Genomic DNA, 15800 nt, shown 5'->3' on the forward strand with positions numbered 1-15800 from the left:
TGTATTAGAAAGAGATTAAAAAAATACTATGGGAAGATGGAGACCGCCGCGTCCACGCGGCTCCCGCTACATCACCGCAGAGGGCGCGCAGCGTATGCGCGCCGAAGTTAAGCACCTCTGGGAGGAGGAGCGCCCCCGGGTAACCCAGGCAGTTAGCGACGCCGCCAAGCTGGGAGATCGCTCGGAAAACGCAGACTATATCTACGGTAAAAAAAGACTGCGGGAAATCGACAGCCGCGTGCGCTTTCTCACCAAGCGCCTGGAAGAGATTACTGTTGTAGATCGAATACCGGACGATAAGGAAAAGGTTTTTTTGGCGCCTGGGTAACACTTGAAGATGATGAGGGCGAGAGTGTTTGCTACCGCATTGTGGGACCCGATGAATTCGATGTAAAAGCAGGCTTGATATCCATGGACTCCCCCGTTGCCCGTGCTTTATTAGGGCGCAAGCTCGATGATGAAGTAGATATTCGTCAGGGAGAAAAGTGGAAGACTTTTTATATTACTGACATTCGTTACGAGGAGTAGTTTCGGCCTCCAGAGCCTATGAAGAGGTCGTACTTATAGAACTAAATACGACCTCTAAACAACCAAGCTGAGATAGTCATTATCATAATTTTACCAATCCATGCCGATACTTATACAACGCTTTCTCCTCCTCATAGTTTAATCGGCGCCTTGACACAGCCAGACAACACAAGATGTTTAGTAGTGGAAGTAAAAATATATAAATGGAAATCCCCCCTAAGCTCACCCAGATAGAGACGATCACCCCACTCAATAACCCAGGAATCACGCGGTAGGATGCTGTAACAGGCCGCCCCATAAACTTAACGAGGATACCGGCAATAAATCCTGGGATCACATAAACATACAAAGGGATAATACTGCGGGCAAATGAGAGTAAAACCAGCGTACTAAAAGTACCTAACAACACCGCGAATATCGAGAGGGGCATACTCTGCTCTTTCAGTAATCTCTCAATCAAAGAATGGTACTTACTGGTATTTAATTCACTTTTAGGGGCTTTATAAATATCATTCATAGGGCTTGTACACTTTCAGGGTCCGCCGAAGTGTGGCCATAGTATCTCAAGTCACCGTTTACCAAAACACTAGATGAAAATAATCTAGAATCGCTTACAAATACACGAATTGAAATGTGCCCATAGAAAATGCGATTTCAAACTTCACAAGTACAACCTGTTACTTATTCTGCTTATCATATCGAAGCCATCAGACCGCGCAAGAGTATCCATCGCCACCAAAAGCTAATTAAATGGTATGAGCCCCAAGTAAAAATCGATAGTCATTCTGTAACAACCTTAGAAGCGAACCTATACGCCCTTATAAAAAGCCAATAAAGGCTTACCCTTTTGGATAAGCCTTCAGTAAAACTAAAAAACTCTTTTTATAGATTATTATAATACTGAATCACACCAACAGTGCTTCCAGTAGAAAAAGCCGATTTAACCTGTTCGGAACTCATTCCAATGTTCAATTCTGCATTGTTCACGTTGAGCTCAATAAACAGGCTGCCCGCTTGGGAATAAGCATCATTCCACTCGGCCACGGCACCGTTAAGGTCATTGATAACAGCTGTATAGTTCGCCCCCTCTTCATCAGAGATCGCAGTTTGAATGTCACTTATCGCACCGGAAACATCACTTTCAAGCGTTTGCCACTCTTGTAACACGGCCTGTAAATTATCTTCAACTTGCTGGGTTTCTTCTGCTAGCTGCCCAAAGCTCTGAGACAACATTTGTAGAGTAGATACATCAGCAGTGATCAGGTCCATCTCTGCCTGTTTATCCTGAATACTCTTTTGATCGGCAACAATTTTTGCAGCATCCAGAGCAATAAAGGTTGATGCCACAGCAGCCACCGGCCCCATCACAAACCAGGTCAACAAGCCCTCAGGAAAAGCCACGATAGAAGCAACCGTCCCCAGAGAGATAGCAGTGGCATCGGCAATACCCAGAGCAACGATGCTGGCAGTCAGGGATTTGATATCTGCCTGTAAATTCTTGATATCCTGCTTTAGATCAGCAATTTTCTTCTCGTCAGCCTGGGAATCCTTTACAGAATTGTCGGCAATTGACTGCAATTGTGTCGCCATATCTGGCAGTTTATCTTGAAACCCTTGAATTGCCTTAATCGCACCACTGATAAAGGTTGAAACAATTCCCAGTTGCGAGGTAATTGAGTTCAAATCATTCTTGAGTATTTGCAGTGCAGAACTATTACTCGGGTCATTTTTGAGGATATTCGCTTGAGAAAGGGCATCCTGTAAAAGCTGGCTGATAACACTGTTATAGCTCTGTACTTCACCAGGCACATCCAGAAGCCTGGCTAGTACATTGTTTACCCAGTCCAAAGCATCTGCATTGGACTGTGTGTAGGCTGTTACAAAATCACTCCAATCCGGTGGATTTTGATTTAAAGTGGGCAAACTCGAGGACAACACACTGGTAACCAGAGTGTTAATTGCAACAACATTCTGTTTGTAAGTAATCTGAGTATCACGAATAGGTTCGGCACTTTTCTTAAACGCTTTGGCTAATGAAAGTTTCACCACCACTGGGCTGGACGTTTTCTTCGCCACCAAATCTAAGTCATCACTTACCTGTGACATATTTATTTCTCTCTTAATGAAAATTAAAGATGAAACCAGCGAAACGCCATGGAAAACACCTTTGTTGAACCGCGGCCAAATATATCAGGCTTTTTTATAATCAATGGGTTACTTCTTATAATGAATCGCAAACAAAAATATATTTATATTCACATTGCTGCTATTAAGGCGAACTCTTAAGGCAAATAACCGCCAAACAGAGTCACTCAACCAGGCAATTATCTCCGTCAAATGCTGCAACCAAGTCCAGAACACTTCCAACCTGTTTGTAGACCAGTAGCTTCCGACTATAAGAACCCAGCAGCCACGAGCCGCAGGCCACCCAGTAAGTGACTTCTCTTGAGGTAACACAGAAGACGCTTTGCGCATCAGATACACGCCAAAACAATCGTCCTTTGGAAAACCCCCTGCTCTCGAGTCTCAAAACGCCAATATTATTCTGTTTAGCCCATTGAAGAATTTGCGCCCTGAAAAACTCGGATCTAATCGGCATTAACAAATAGGGAACCACACCTAATAGGGCCAATAAGGCCACTATTACATTGTTCCCCAGAGAGGGGCTAAACACATAGGCCAGCTTCCCCAAAGTTACCGATATTATTAATACAATAAATGGACGCATATTCACTGCCGCCGATTTCAGTTCCCTTTAGAAAGAATGGCAGATAAATATGCAGAGACAAGATTAAGCTACAGGGCGATCGAGTGATCCCGAGTTGGCATGTCCGCGCTATAGCATATGAAACTAACAGGTAGAGATTGGTCGCATCGAGGCCAAACTCGTTAGAGCTTGACCCGCAGAGTGACTGCCTAACGATAGAGCAAATACACAATAAAGTACTGGAGCAATTTAGTTGCTCTCGATTAAACCCAACATTTCTTTTGCAACCAGTGCAGAAGAAGGTAAAAACATTGTAGAAACAATACGCTGATCAGATATTACATCATGCTTATCAGCAACATTATCCTTATTAATAATAATGGCTCCATTCTCACGAAGGCGTTCCTCTACCAAGAACGGTAATAAAGTACCCTGCTTAGCCCATGACTTCTCTTTTTCTGTAGAGTTCGGGAAACCGGCAACCTTCTTGCCCTTTACCATATAATGGCCATCTTTCAGTTTCACATCTGCAAACGCACCTGCCCCATGGCCACAGCTGCCCACAACTCCCCCTTTCTGGTAAATCCCACCCATAATATTAGGGAGCCTCTGAATAACTCCGTGATACCTCTGGCATGCAGAGCGGTTCACAATCAAGGCGCGGCTTCGCAGGAATGTCTAGACCTTTCAAGAAGTCGCAACGCGGAGTGTGAATCGCTCTGCAAGCCCCGAAGGGCGGGCCTTGAAGGCCACAGCTGCTGCGTTGCAGCTCTTGCCAAGGGCTACGGCCATTCGCGGCGAGCTGCGCCTAACATCTGCAGCCTTCAAGACCCGCAGAGGCATTATGGAGTTATTCAGAGGCTCCTTAGCAGCTCACGATTAGATGCCACATCAAATAAGGTTCCATAGCCTCCACCGATATAAACAGCTGCAAAATTCTCTATAACTACTTTCTCAGGCTTTAGTGAACTATTAGCCCGCTCTAAAAAACCTTCATGTTTGATGGTGTAACTACTAATCCCCAGTGGATCCATCATAAACGGGACCACCCCACCTTTTGGCGAAACAAAGTCCACGTCATACCCATGGGAAACAAAAACATGGTAAGGCGTAGCGTACTCCCACAAATTATTTCTCGCATCATGCTTCTCCGGATCACCCATATCCTGAAGATTAGAAGCAACGATTAGTATCCGCTTAGTCTCAGCTGCTTGTGAAGGTGTAATAAAGCCCATCACAAGAATTATCATAGAGCAGATAAGGCTACAGATTTTTGCCGTTTTTCCCACGTTCAACTTCCCCATTCGAATAACTTTGATACGAAATAGATAGATTACATGAGTAATGTACAACCTTGACATAAGATCGATAGTTTGCAGGAGAAAAGCGATATAGCGAGGTCAAACTACCCCTGAAGTAACAACGTCAACATTTCTATAGCGCCAAGCCTACTACCGCAAAGTTAACACCCTATTACCGAGCAGCCTTAATAGCTAGGGCAGCAACAACACCCCAGACCCAATTGAAAAACAACACCAGAACTGGTGTTAAAACTCCTAACTCAAATCCGGCAACACCCATCCCGGCCATTACTGGGAAAACCACAAACAATTGAAATGCAGAGGGAAACAAACTAAGAAGAGCCCCTTTTGAAAGCAACTTCGATGACCAGAACGGAAGAATAAACAACAGCCCCCACAAGCCACCCCAAACAATACGAGGATAAATCCACTCAGGAGATAGAGGAGGGGAAATTGATACGCCAAAAGCGGCATTAATCCCCAACTGGCCAAATAGCCACACCGCAATACTGTTTGCCAAAGCACCGAGACTTCCGGCTGCGAAGAATATCAGTAGGTTTTTCATCTCCCTCTCCTAGAGTTGTAGGGCCACTGCAATATTTACTCGCGAATCAAACCACAATATAGAAGAACCATCGTCACTCAACGGAAGATAGCCTAACGCGCGAATCACAGCCCCACCCGAGATGACAGAGTAACTTTTCTACTTTACCTACCCAGTAATACAAAGCATAAACCAGATTTATCTTGAGTACGCCTGCGTACCAATTAGACACAGCAGAAATGCCAGAAAAATTAGATAAAGCACTAGCCCCCTACTTCTCAAGAATGACTATTTGAAAAATACTTTCAATTTGAGAACCAGCAATATCCGCTGATCGTTTTTGCAACTAATCCCGAAAGAAAATAACTAGCTTCTCAAGCGCCAAATTTATGTAATAGATAGGTGGTACGATTGTATTTATTTTATAAATCAATTAAAACCAAATAGGAACTAGTACTTATGAAAGTGCCATCAGCAGGAGTGCTGTACCCGATCTTATTAGGATTGGCGATCCAGTCAGCGACATCTCAAGCCCAGTCCTTTGATGAGAGCGCCTATATTGACAGGCAGCTGCAATATATTGAGGAAGGTGTCACCTCTACCAACGATACTGCCGTCGTACTTCAGGCATACACCGGTGATGATCTCAACTGGGATGCGCTAAATAAGAACCTGGATGTACTCCGCAACGGCGGCAAGAAAAATTCTGACTTCACTCTCACCCGCCTAATCCGCATCTTATTCTTCCGCCCCGAAATCAAAAACGAACTCTTTGCCGCACTCGACGGCTATCACTTCTGGTTTAAAGAAGGCGGGACGGGTGACCATGTCTTTGCTTCAGAAAATCATATGATCATGTACACTTCTGCCCAATATCTCCTCCAGGAGAAATATGGGGCATTTGAGGACGACAGAACTTATAAGCGTCTAAAGCGTTATCTGGAAGTGAAGAACCAATATGGTTTCTATGAGTTTTACTCCCCCGTTTACTACCCCTATACCCTCTCGGCACTGTTAAACCTTGTAGACTTTGCAGAAGATGAGGAAATCCGTGAACTTGCAATCGGCGCTGCTCATCGCTTGCTGCAAGATATTTTATTGGTGACCAACGACCAGGGGATCAACTTCGCCGCAGCCGGGCGCAGTAATGACGGCTACCGCCGCAATGGGTCCGGAGGGAATATCAACCGGATTATCTACCTCCTAACAGGTCTGGGCAAAGAGTCAGTACGCACACCCAGCCCCGCCGGCGTTATGCTCGCCACATCCGGTTTGGAAATCACCGATGAGGTTTTCGAATATTTCGGTAAAGATCTCAACATAAATTATTCAGTCGGCCATTCGCTGGGGGATGCCAGAAACGAGATCTATGCAGACTTCCCCCGGGAAGAGCGCGTACCCTTCTATTGGAGCCAGGGAGCCTACTTCCACCCCGATGTCGCAGCGGATACCGCCTGGTTCGCCAGCAAATACCAACTCGAAGGTTATGAGGGGCTCAAAGCATTTGACCAGTTCCTGGGTCTATCGGAAGCAGCCGCCCCTGCGGCCGCCAAGGCGGGGGCTGTATTCAGCCGCAGCTCCGTCCTCTCCTCGGCCAACTTCTCCATGTACAAAGATGGCGGAGTCATGATGCACTCCATCCAGAATTATTGGGGAGGCCGCCAGGGCTACCAGCAAACCCCCTGGATAGCCACCACCGGTTCCCAATCTATCTGGGCAAAAGTCGGCGACGGCAATAGCACCATGCAAAACGACCACCTGCCGAAAATAAAGCAGGTAAACAATGTCGCCGTGATCCAATACAACCCCTACCCGGAGATAGAACTGTTTCACTCCGGCGGCTCCGATGTCGCACTACAGTGGCCCGAAGAGTTCGAGCAGGAGTCCCGCAGCGGTAACTGGAAGTTTGGTAGGGAAGATGATGGATACGTAGCCGTCCGCTACCCCTGTGGCAACGGTGACTCCAACACTGTGACCTGCGATTGGAACGAGCAGACCTGGGTCGTCATCATGGGAAGTGAAGAGCGCTACGGCAGCTTTGATGCTTTTAGACAGAAGGTGCTCAATGAAGTCAGTTACGATGCCGACTGGGAATGGCACGGCTCCTTCTGGAAAGGCACCTTGAAGTATGTGTACGATTCAGATGTAAAGTTTGATGGAACCGATATCAGCTTAACTTGGTAACACCTAATTAAGCTCACGGGAAGGGGATACCCCCTTCCCAGCCTCCCTGCACCCCCAACCAAATTACCCTCCACAGACTATCAACCCAACCTCCTTCCATCTGAACTTAGTTGACAGAGTCAACCAATATCAATAAAGTTGACACTATCAACCAGTTAGCATGGCGCCATGAAAGATACCGCAATCAATGAATCCCTCCACCAGCTTATTCATGCCTACAAACGGCGTTTGCGAGCTGGCATTCAGGAGCAGCAAATTGGCTTGCCGGTGAGCCATATACGGGTACTCAAAGGCGTCTTCAAATTTCCTTTAAGTACAGCCCGGTCAATTGCCCAACGGATGAATTTGGACAAAGCCCAAGTAACACGAGTGCTAAACGACCTGGTGCACTCAGGGTTAATCGAAAAGACCGACAACCCCAATGACCGGCGCAGCCAGTTTTTGACACTAACTACAGACGGAATAAGCACGCTGGAAAAAGTGAGCGGACAAGAAGCTGAAGTGGCCAGACAAATGACTCGCAACTTGAGTACTGAAGAGCTAGAAAACTTCGCCCGCATTGCCAGCGTTATGGTCGCCAATATGAAAGAGCACTCCACCCCTGACGAAAGGAGCTAAACCCTATGGCCGAGAAAGTTACCAGAGAATTGGTCGTTATTCGCAGGACACAAGTTACTGAAAATATGCTGCGCATCACTCTCGGTGGCGATGATCTAAAAACTCTCGCCCCCAACCAGGAAAGCGCCTATATCAAATTTCTGTTTCCACAAGCGGGAAGCGAGCGCCCGCTATTGCGAAGCTATACCATCAGACACCAACGTGAAACTGAAATTGATATCGACTTCGCCCTGCATGAACACGAAGGGCCCGCTCTAAGCTGGGCACTTAAAACACAGCCCGGCGATACGATCTTAACCCGCGGCCCCGGCCCCAAAAAAATGACCAATCCCGAGGCAGACTGGTTTTTACTATTGGGGGATATGACTGCACTGCCAGCTATCAGTGTAAACCTTGCGGAGCTACCCAAGGATGCAAAGGGTTACGCATTAATTGAGGTGTCCAGTGAAGCGGATATTCAGGAGCTGGAACACCCAGAGAACCTGCAAATCCAATGGATTATCAATCCGGCTCCATCCGGCGAGAAACTCCTGGAAAAATTACAGACACTAACCTGGCTCGATGGACAGGCCTCCGTATGGGCCGCCTGCGAATTCGACAGCATGCGCACCCTACGGCAATTCTTTAAGCAGGAAAGAGTAATCCCCAAAACCCATATTTATATCTCCAGTTACTGGAAAATTGGGCAGTCGGACGAAGGCCACAAACTCGCCAAGCGCATGGACAATGAAAAGATGGAAGGACAGGGATAACTTATAGATAGGCGGGAAGAGAAAGCCCTCTGATTGTAGGCTTTCCCTATTCAACAGAAGCAGGCTTATTTAACCGATACCAATAATTAGACAAAAAACCCCGAGCATCGAGTTTAGAAATCTGCCTGATAATTTCCGGGGCACCCGACCTACAGCGCCATTCATACATAGAGGCACGGCCAGCCACTACCGCAGGAACGGTCCCGGAACTTTGATTATCTTTGCAATATGAAATCATGGCACTACTCGGCTCCCGACTAGTGTCAGCTTTCTCATCACAGGGGAGATTAGCCCCAACAAAGCAGGCATAGACACTTCCATCCATACATCGCCAATAAGTCCCCCTCGCGACCCAATCTTCAGGTGCTTCTGCACCGAGATTGGCCGCTCTTCTGATACCATCAACGATTTCCTCTGGCATAGCTTGTCCGGCAAAGCGCTGAACTGGGTTGTCATCATTTACCACCACTGCACAGTAGTCGAAAGGACTAGTGAGAACGCTTACCTCTCCCACTTTTTTATCTTCAGAGTTAGCGTAATTTATTGCAGCAAAGAAGAATACAAAACCCAAAACTGCTGCACCCAAGTTTTTCTGCATAAACACTCTCCTTTAATAAAAACAAGCCTATCATCGAGCTGAAAATTCAATACAACTTAAATATCAAAGGCATCGACTTTAGTTTGATCAAGCCTAACCCCAAAGACCGAACAAAAAATGGTTACACACAATGTACTTTTTCAAACTGACAGTAAAAAACAACTACCATAAACCGGCGAATAAATCTAAAAGCGATACCCGAATAAATTTTAAAAATAAAAAATAGGGACACCTAAAAAAACAACCTAGAAAAAGGCAGAAAAACTGATATATTTCTTAAAAATTCGAACTGGAGACTCCCATTGAGCCAAGATCTGTCACCCTCTGCCAAAGGTGTACCCAACTTAGAATTGCCCCAATGGATTAATTGCCAAGAACGCTTGCCCGAACAGTCCGATGCGACCTCTCGCGGTTACGTCCGAGTTATATGGAAATCCACCAACAGCTCTAATGGTGTTATTACGCGCACCTGGGAAGTTGGCATGGACCACTATGAAAATGCCCACAATTATCTGGGCTGGATGCCTATCTCAATCATTGTTGAATCTACCGAAACCAATTAAAGCGAACAGTTCAGTTCTGACAGGTTTGAACTCTTCGACAGCAGCTATCTATTGATAGCTGCTGAGATTGAATAGCGCACCAGTAGCAGTTACAAATCCCTCACTCTAAAAAGGGGCAACCAGACAGGTCAGCCCCTCCAAACCAGATTGCATATCACTAATTGTCCTCACTTATCACTGAACAATAAACAACCAACTCAACTCCCCTAAAGAGACAGACTGCCCTACAACCCTTGACGCCACCCGGCAGCTGAATCACCATCCCCAACATTTAGCGCAACCCGGGTTTGGCCCGGTCTTATCTGGGAAGCTCTCGCACCATCGGGCAACCAATTCCCGACCATGCCCGACCAGCGAGCCACCCAAACAGATAGCAGCGTAAAACCGGGTAACAACGCCCGAGACAACACCTGTAGCAATGCCAGCGCAAACCGAATTCAACTGGGCCACAGTGCCCCAGCAGTACACCAAGGACAAGAAGCACCCCATGAGCAGCAATAGCGCCGCCGAACAGATCAGCCAGGACAGCATCAACAAGGCCCTGTGGAATGCCTGCGACACCTTTCGCGGCACCATCAGCGCCGATACCTACAAAGACTTTATCCTCACCATGCTGTTCCTCAAGTACATCTCCGATGTGTGGCAGGACCACTACGAGGAGTATGTGGAAACCTACGGCAACGAGCCGGAGCTGATCGAAGAGATGATGAAGAGCGAGCGCTTTGTACTGCCGCAGAGTGCCAGCTTCTACACCCTGTACGAGCACCGCCACGAGCCCGGCAATGGCGAGCGTATCGATCAGGCCCTGCACGCCATCGAAGAGGCCAACGGCACCAAGCTCAAGGACGCCGGCAAGAGCGTGTTCCAGGATATCTCCTTCAATACCGATAAGCTGGGCGAGGAAAAGCAGAAGAACACCATCTTGCGCCACCTGTTGGAAGACTTCGCCAAAACCGAGCTGAACCTGCGCCCCAGCCGCGTGGGTAACCTGGATGTGATCGGCAACGGCTACGAATACCTGATCAAGAACTTCGCCGCCAGCGGCGGCCAGAAGGCCGGCGAGTTCTACACCCCACCGGAAGTATCCGAGCTGATCGCCGAACTGCTCGACCCCCGCCCCGGCGACCGCATCTGCGATCCTACCTGCGGCTCCGCCTCCCTGCTGATGAAGTGCGGGCGCAAGGTGCGGGAACACCACGACAGCAAGCAGTACGAACTCTACGGCCAGGAAGCCATCGGCTCCACCTGGTCTCTGGCCAAGATGAATATGTTCCTGCACGGCGAGGACAACCACAAAATCGAATGGGGCGATACCATTCGCAACCCCAAGCTGCTGGACAAAAACGGCAACCTGGACCTGTTCGACATCGTCACCGCCAACCCGCCCTTCTCCCTGGACAAGTGGGGCCACGACGAAGCCGGCAACGATCCCTTCGGCCGCTTTAATCGCGGCGTACCGCCAAAAACCAAGGGGGACTACGCCTTTATCCTGCATATGGTCGAAACCCTCAATCCCAAGAGCGGGCGCATGGGCGTGGTAGTGCCCCACGGCGTGCTGTTCCGGGGTGCCGCCGAAGGCAAGATCCGCAAGCAGCTGATTGAGGAAAACCTGCTGGACGCCGTGATCGGCCTGCCGGAAAAACTTTTACGGCACCGGCATCCCCGCCGCCATCCTGATTTTCGCCCGCGACAAGCAGGACGACAGCGTGATGTTTATCGATGCCTCGCGGGAATTTAAAGCGGGCAAAAACCAGAACCTGCTCACCCAGGACAATATCGACAAGGTAGTGGCCACCTACCGCCAGGGCGTCGACCTGGACAAATACGCCTATGTAGCCAGCCTCAAGGAAATTCAGGATAACGACTACAACCTGAATATCCCCCGCTATGTGGATACCTTCGAGGAGGAGGAAGAGATCGACCTGCTGGCAGTGCGCGCCGAGCGGCAGCAGCTTAAGGCTCAGTTAAACGAGCTGGAGGGGGAAATGGAGCAGTATTTGCAGGAGTTGGGTTATGTCAATTAATGGTTGGATAGCAACCCAAATCGGTGACATAGCCAAATTTACCTCTGGCGGTACTCCGAGCAAACAAAATACGGAATTTTGGGGAGGTACAGAGCCTTGGATTTCAGGGAAGGATTTAAAATCTCATTACCTTAATAGCAGCATTGATACACTTACCCCACAGGGTTTTGCAAAAGCCAAAAAGGCACCTGAAGGAGCCTCATTAATTCTTGTAAGGGGTATGACCTTATTAAATGACTTTCCTGTAGGTTATGCGGAAAGGGAAGTAGCTTTTAATCAGGATTTGAAGGCATTAATTCCCACTAATGATGTAAATGGGCTTTTCCTGTCCTTCTTACTTGCGGGTGAAAAACACAAAATCCGACAACTTGTGAGCACCGCCGGTCACGGAACTGGTCGACTTGACACTAATTCTGTAAAAGAATACCCAGTTAACCTTCCACCACTCCCCGAAAAAAAAAAGATCGTCCAAATCCTATCCACCTGGGATAAGGCCATCGACACCAGCGAAAAACTGCTCGCCAACAGCCACCAGCAGAAAAAGGCCCTGATGCAGCAACTGCTCACCGGCAAAAAGCGCCTGCGGGATAAGCATGGGGTTCGGTTTAGTGGGGAGTGGCAACGTCATAAACTTGACAGTATCTTCACTAGGGTTACAACTAAAAATGCGGGGCAAAGCACAAATGTTGTTACGATATCAGGGCAACATGGCTTAATTCGCCAACAGGAATTTTTTAAAAAATCCGTTGCCTCATCGACGTTAGATGGCTACTTCTTATTAAAAAAAGGGCAATTTGCTTACAATAAAAGTTATTCAAATGGCTATCCAATGGGGGCAATAAAAAGGCTAAATCGCTATAAAGATGGGGTTGTAACAACGCTATACATTTGTTTTGAACTACAAAACAGCTCTACGGGAAATAGTGACTACTTTGAGCACTTTTTTGAATCAGGTATTCTCAATAAAGCACTCTCTCAAATTGCTCATGAAGGTGGAAGGGCTAACGGATTACTCAATGTAAAACCGGCAGATTTCTTTTCTCTTCAACTCTTAGTTCCTAGTATTCAGGAACAACAAAAAATCGCCGCAACCCTATCCAGCGCCGATCGGGAAATCGAAACTCTGCAACAAAAACTCGACTGCCTAAAGCGAGAGAAAAAAGCCCTGATGCAGCAGCTGCTCACCGGTAAGCGCCAGGTCCAAGTGGAGAATACCCAATGACATTTAGCGAAACCGTCGATCTCGATACGCCCATCAGTGAAGCCGATCTGGATTATATAGACGAAGTACTGCACAAATACGGCAACGACGACTCAATATTGGATATCTGCGAGCTGGACGGCTTTCTCACCGCCCTGGTCTCCGGCCCGGAAATGATTCCCCCCAGCCGCTGGTTCTCCGCCCTATGGGGCGGCCCCGGCAATGAGCCAGAGTGGGAGTCCGAGGAAGAGATGCAGCGCTTTATGGCGCTGCTGTTCCACCTGATGAACAGCAATGCCATGATGCTGGTGGAAACACCGGAAGAATTCCAGGCCTTATTTAACCTCTTTGAGAAAGAAGGCGAAGCCCCGGTTACCATCCCCGAGGAGTGGTGCTTCGGCTATATGCGCGCCGTCGACCTGGGCCAATGGCCCAGCCTGCCAGCAGAACTGGTTACCCATCTGCAAGCCATCGCCCTGCACGGCAGCGAGGAATACATCGATCAATTGAACACCCTCACAGCCACCGAACACCAGCAAACCGTCACCCAAATAGAACCCGCCGCCCGCGCCCTGCACCGCCACTGGCTGCAACAACGCGCCCCGGAACTCTCAACCAGCCCCCATCACACCAAGCCCAAAGCCGACCCAAAAACCGGCCGCAACGACCCCTGCCCCTGCGGCAGCGGTAAAAAATTTAAACGCTGCTGTTTGCATTAGCTCGCTAAAGACTGAAATTGAACAAAGGTACTTGCATTTACCGAACATTAGGTACAGTTTGGGGAAAAGTACAAAAGACCTACTGCCTGAGTCAAAGGAACAAGCCCTGCCCCAATGATAGCCAGTAGGCAGAAAGGGGCAGGGTCAAATAAATTCTAATCATTATCAAGGACGATCAATGAGTACTAAATTCACTGGATCTTTTGAAGAACTAAAACAAAAATTGTCCACTTTAGAGGGAGAGTGGGATGAGTCTCAACCCAATAAAAAAGTGTTCCGTCTCGGGCGTGGCTTGCTCAACTGGTATGTAACCACTGGTACTCTGCAATTCCAGGGTAAAGGCGCTGATAAAAGCCAACTCGAAAATAGAGTACCCATATTACTCTACCCTAATGAAGCACAGCCAGAACCTAAAACAGAGGAAACTACTGTTTCCGAGCTTACACTTGAACCCACGACTGATTCCTCAGCCCCACCCCATAACACAGAAACCAGTACACAGCCTGACCTTGAATACCGCTTCCTAACATCTGGAATCAATGAGGGGGAGTTAGTAATTGGCGTTGTCAGCGCAGTAGGAACCGAAACCAAGCGTGTTGTAGATCCACTGAAAGACCGCTTAGTAGGTTTCGGCTATAACGTAAGTGAAATCAGAGTCTCTTCAATTTTGCCTCCGGCCGACAGCGCAGATAACGAGTATGAGCGAATTCAGCACTTTATATCGGCAGGGGACGCTTTAAGAGAGCGGGCCAACAACAATGCCATACTCGCGGCAGGTGTCGCCAAAGAAATAGCCAACAATCGCTGCTCAGAAAACCAAAAGCGGGCATATATTGTCAATTCCCTCAAGCATCCACGAGAAGTAGAGCTTCTTAGGAAAATCTATGCAGATGGTTTTTACCTTATTGGCATTCATGCCGATGAAAAACGTCGCCGCAACTACCTGACCGAAGACAAGAGTTGCAATCAGGCCCAGGCTGAAGAACTTATTAAAACTGATGAAAATGAGACTATCGACCACGGCCAAAAAACCAGGGACACCTACCACCTGGCCGATTTTTTCCTAAACCTTGGCAACAATAATGATCAGGTAAAAAATAGGCTTCAACGTTTCCTTGAGCTTATTTTCTCCCACCCCTATAAAAACCCAACTTTTGATGAGTTTGCCATGTTTATGGCTTTTAACAGCTCTGTGCGCTCTGGGGATTTGTCCAGACAGGTCGGGGCCGTGATCAGTCGCGAAGAGCAGATTATCGCCACCGGCGCCAATGATGCACCAAAATCAGGAGGCGGTCTCTACTGGGCAAAAGAAGATCCAGAAACAGGAGAAATTAATGATCACCCGGACGGGAAGGACTACAAAAGAGACGGCGATTCCAATAAAAAAGCACAGGCTGAAATCATCGGGGACATCATTGACGCACTAGCTAACCAGGAACTGGTGAATCCTGAGAGGCAAAAAGACCTCGAAAAGATTCTGAAGGACAGTAAGATTTCTGACTTAACAGAATTTGGCCGAGTGGTACATGCCGAGATGGACGCCTTGCTTTCCTGTAGTCGCTCCGGTATTTCAACGATAGGCTCAACACTTTATTGCACAACTTTTCCTTGCCACAATTGCGCAAAACATATTGTTGCAAGTGGTGTGAAACGAGTAGTTTATGTGGAGCCCTACCCCAAAAGCCGAGCCCTTGATTTCCACTCGGAATCCATTCAACTGAAGTCGGAGTTCGATGCGTCGAGTGAAGAAAATCACCTTGTCACTTTTGAACCATTTATTGGTATCGGACCTCGCCGCTTTCTCGATTTATTCTCTATGAATTTGGGTGCCGGCTCTAAACTGCGTAGAAAAGATAAAGAGGGATCTACCATCGAATGGAGCAAAAAGTCTGCTCCGATTCGTACCCCACTAGTGCCGAAATCCTATGTTGAAATAGAGAAGGCCGCTGTGGCAATTTGGGATAATCACACTTAAAACGTCAAACCGAATTACTAACTGAATACGAAATAAGCTTTAGCAAAGATATGAGAGTCACTGGATGATGCAGTCTCCCCCCAGGT

At 47.7% G+C, this 15800-nt stretch carries 14 protein-coding genes and 2 pseudogenes; 10 read left to right on the forward strand and 6 right to left on the reverse strand.

Features of this window, described 5'->3' with window-relative positions:
• The first annotated feature begins 28 nt into the window (after nucleotides 1–28).
• A pseudogene (gene greB, locus QT397_17590) lies at nucleotides 29–528 on the forward strand (transcription elongation factor GreB).
• A gap of 82 nt (nucleotides 529–610) precedes the next feature.
• On the opposite strand, the gene QT397_17595 reads toward greB, so the two are convergent.
• From QT397_17595 to QT397_17615, 5 genes are all read right to left on the reverse strand, one after another.
• The gene (locus tag QT397_17595; protein ID WNZ54691.1) at nucleotides 611–1045 is read right to left on the reverse strand and encodes a hypothetical protein; all 435 of its coding nucleotides are present in this window, start codon (nucleotides 1043–1045) and stop codon (nucleotides 611–613) included.
• A gap of 365 nt (nucleotides 1046–1410) precedes the next feature.
• Nucleotides 1411–2634, reverse strand: a complete 1224-nt coding sequence (locus QT397_17600) for an enterotoxin (HBL) (GenBank protein ID WNZ54692.1) — start codon at nucleotides 2632–2634, stop codon at nucleotides 1411–1413.
• A gap of 850 nt (nucleotides 2635–3484) precedes the next feature.
• Entirely contained in the window at nucleotides 3485–3829 is a 345-nt protein-coding gene (locus tag QT397_17605) for a hypothetical protein (GenBank protein WNZ54693.1), read from the reverse strand.
• Nucleotides 3830–4089: 260 nt separating this feature from the next.
• The gene (locus tag QT397_17610) at nucleotides 4090–4524 is read right to left on the reverse strand and encodes a hypothetical protein (GenBank protein WNZ54694.1); all 435 of its coding nucleotides are present in this window, start codon (nucleotides 4522–4524) and stop codon (nucleotides 4090–4092) included.
• A gap of 184 nt (nucleotides 4525–4708) precedes the next feature.
• Complete coding sequence (locus tag QT397_17615) at nucleotides 4709–5101, reverse strand: hypothetical protein (GenBank protein ID WNZ54695.1); 393 nt, start codon at nucleotides 5099–5101, stop codon at nucleotides 4709–4711.
• 438 nt (nucleotides 5102–5539) lie between these two features.
• On the opposite strand from QT397_17615, the gene QT397_17620 reads away from it, so the two are divergent.
• The 3 genes from QT397_17620 (at nucleotide 5540) to QT397_17630 (ending at nucleotide 8634) form a co-directional block, all read left to right on the forward strand.
• Nucleotides 5540–7264, forward strand: coding sequence for a hypothetical protein (locus QT397_17620; GenBank protein ID WNZ54696.1), 1725 nt, complete (start codon nucleotides 5540–5542; stop codon nucleotides 7262–7264).
• A gap of 168 nt (nucleotides 7265–7432) precedes the next feature.
• Nucleotides 7433–7882: a MarR family transcriptional regulator gene (locus QT397_17625; protein WNZ54697.1), complete on the forward strand. Its 450-nt coding sequence runs from the start codon at nucleotides 7433–7435 to the stop codon at nucleotides 7880–7882.
• 5 nt (nucleotides 7883–7887) lie between these two features.
• On the forward strand, nucleotides 7888–8634 hold the full coding sequence (locus tag QT397_17630) for a siderophore-interacting protein (GenBank protein WNZ54698.1): 747 nt from the start codon (nucleotides 7888–7890) through the stop codon (nucleotides 8632–8634).
• A gap of 46 nt (nucleotides 8635–8680) precedes the next feature.
• Here the strand turns inward: QT397_17630 and QT397_17635 are convergent, their stop codons facing one another.
• Nucleotides 8681–9232 carry a hypothetical protein gene (locus QT397_17635; GenBank protein WNZ54699.1) on the reverse strand — a complete coding sequence of 184 codons (552 nt, stop codon included), beginning with the start codon at nucleotides 9230–9232 and terminating at the stop codon, nucleotides 8681–8683.
• A gap of 302 nt (nucleotides 9233–9534) precedes the next feature.
• Here QT397_17635 and QT397_17640 point away from each other — a divergent pair, with 302 nt between their 5' ends.
• From QT397_17640 to QT397_17665, 6 genes and pseudogenes are all read left to right on the forward strand, one after another.
• Nucleotides 9535–9795, forward strand: coding sequence for a DUF551 domain-containing protein (locus QT397_17640; GenBank protein WNZ54700.1), 261 nt, complete (start codon nucleotides 9535–9537; stop codon nucleotides 9793–9795).
• A gap of 342 nt (nucleotides 9796–10137) precedes the next feature.
• A complete protein-coding gene (locus QT397_17645; GenBank protein WNZ54701.1) occupies nucleotides 10138–10296 on the forward strand; it encodes a hypothetical protein in 159 nt (52 codons plus the stop codon).
• Nucleotides 10283–11819: pseudogene (locus QT397_17650) on the forward strand (type I restriction-modification system subunit M). The gene QT397_17645 and the pseudogene QT397_17650 overlap by 14 nt, the downstream one beginning before the upstream one ends.
• Nucleotides 11809–13041: a restriction endonuclease subunit S gene (locus QT397_17655; GenBank protein WNZ54702.1), complete on the forward strand. Its 1233-nt coding sequence runs from the start codon at nucleotides 11809–11811 to the stop codon at nucleotides 13039–13041. The pseudogene QT397_17650 and the gene QT397_17655 overlap by 11 nt, the downstream one beginning before the upstream one ends.
• The gene (locus QT397_17660; protein WNZ54703.1) at nucleotides 13038–13739 is read left to right on the forward strand and encodes a UPF0149 family protein; all 702 of its coding nucleotides are present in this window, start codon (nucleotides 13038–13040) and stop codon (nucleotides 13737–13739) included. Before QT397_17655 ends, QT397_17660 begins: the two co-directional genes overlap by 4 nt.
• A gap of 178 nt (nucleotides 13740–13917) precedes the next feature.
• Nucleotides 13918–15714 carry an anti-phage dCTP deaminase gene (locus QT397_17665; protein WNZ54704.1) on the forward strand — a complete coding sequence of 599 codons (1797 nt, stop codon included), beginning with the start codon at nucleotides 13918–13920 and terminating at the stop codon, nucleotides 15712–15714.
• The last annotated feature ends 86 nt before the right edge of the window (nucleotides 15715–15800 follow it).

The sequence above is a fragment of the Microbulbifer sp. MKSA007 genome, assembly GCA_032615215.1.
Taxonomy (GTDB): domain Bacteria; phylum Pseudomonadota; class Gammaproteobacteria; order Pseudomonadales; family Cellvibrionaceae; genus Microbulbifer.

What these genes read in the sequence shown, in the direction of transcription:
- QT397_17625 (WNZ54697.1), top strand. Translation starts at nt 7,433, where the DNA reads ATGAAAGATACCGCAATCAATGAATCCCTCCACCAGCTTATTCATGCC.
- QT397_17665 (WNZ54704.1), top strand. Translation starts at nt 13,918, where the DNA reads ATGAGTACTAAATTCACTGGATCTTTTGAAGAACTAAAACAAAAATTG.
- QT397_17645 (WNZ54701.1), top strand. Translation starts at nt 10,138, where the DNA reads ATGCCCGACCAGCGAGCCACCCAAACAGATAGCAGCGTAAAACCGGGT.
- QT397_17600 (WNZ54692.1), bottom strand. Translation starts at nt 2,634, where the DNA reads ATGTCACAGGTAAGTGATGACTTAGATTTGGTGGCGAAGAAAACGTCC.
- QT397_17630 (WNZ54698.1), top strand. Translation starts at nt 7,888, where the DNA reads ATGGCCGAGAAAGTTACCAGAGAATTGGTCGTTATTCGCAGGACACAA.
- QT397_17635 (WNZ54699.1), bottom strand. Translation starts at nt 9,232, where the DNA reads ATGCAGAAAAACTTGGGTGCAGCAGTTTTGGGTTTTGTATTCTTCTTT.
- QT397_17655 (WNZ54702.1), top strand. Translation starts at nt 11,809, where the DNA reads ATGTCAATTAATGGTTGGATAGCAACCCAAATCGGTGACATAGCCAAA.
- QT397_17595 (WNZ54691.1), bottom strand. Translation starts at nt 1,045, where the DNA reads ATGAATGATATTTATAAAGCCCCTAAAAGTGAATTAAATACCAGTAAG.
- QT397_17605 (WNZ54693.1), bottom strand. Translation starts at nt 3,829, where the DNA reads ATGGGTGGGATTTACCAGAAAGGGGGAGTTGTGGGCAGCTGTGGCCAT.
- QT397_17620 (WNZ54696.1), top strand. Translation starts at nt 5,540, where the DNA reads ATGAAAGTGCCATCAGCAGGAGTGCTGTACCCGATCTTATTAGGATTG.
- QT397_17615 (WNZ54695.1), bottom strand. Translation starts at nt 5,101, where the DNA reads ATGAAAAACCTACTGATATTCTTCGCAGCCGGAAGTCTCGGTGCTTTG.
- QT397_17660 (WNZ54703.1), top strand. Translation starts at nt 13,038, where the DNA reads ATGACATTTAGCGAAACCGTCGATCTCGATACGCCCATCAGTGAAGCC.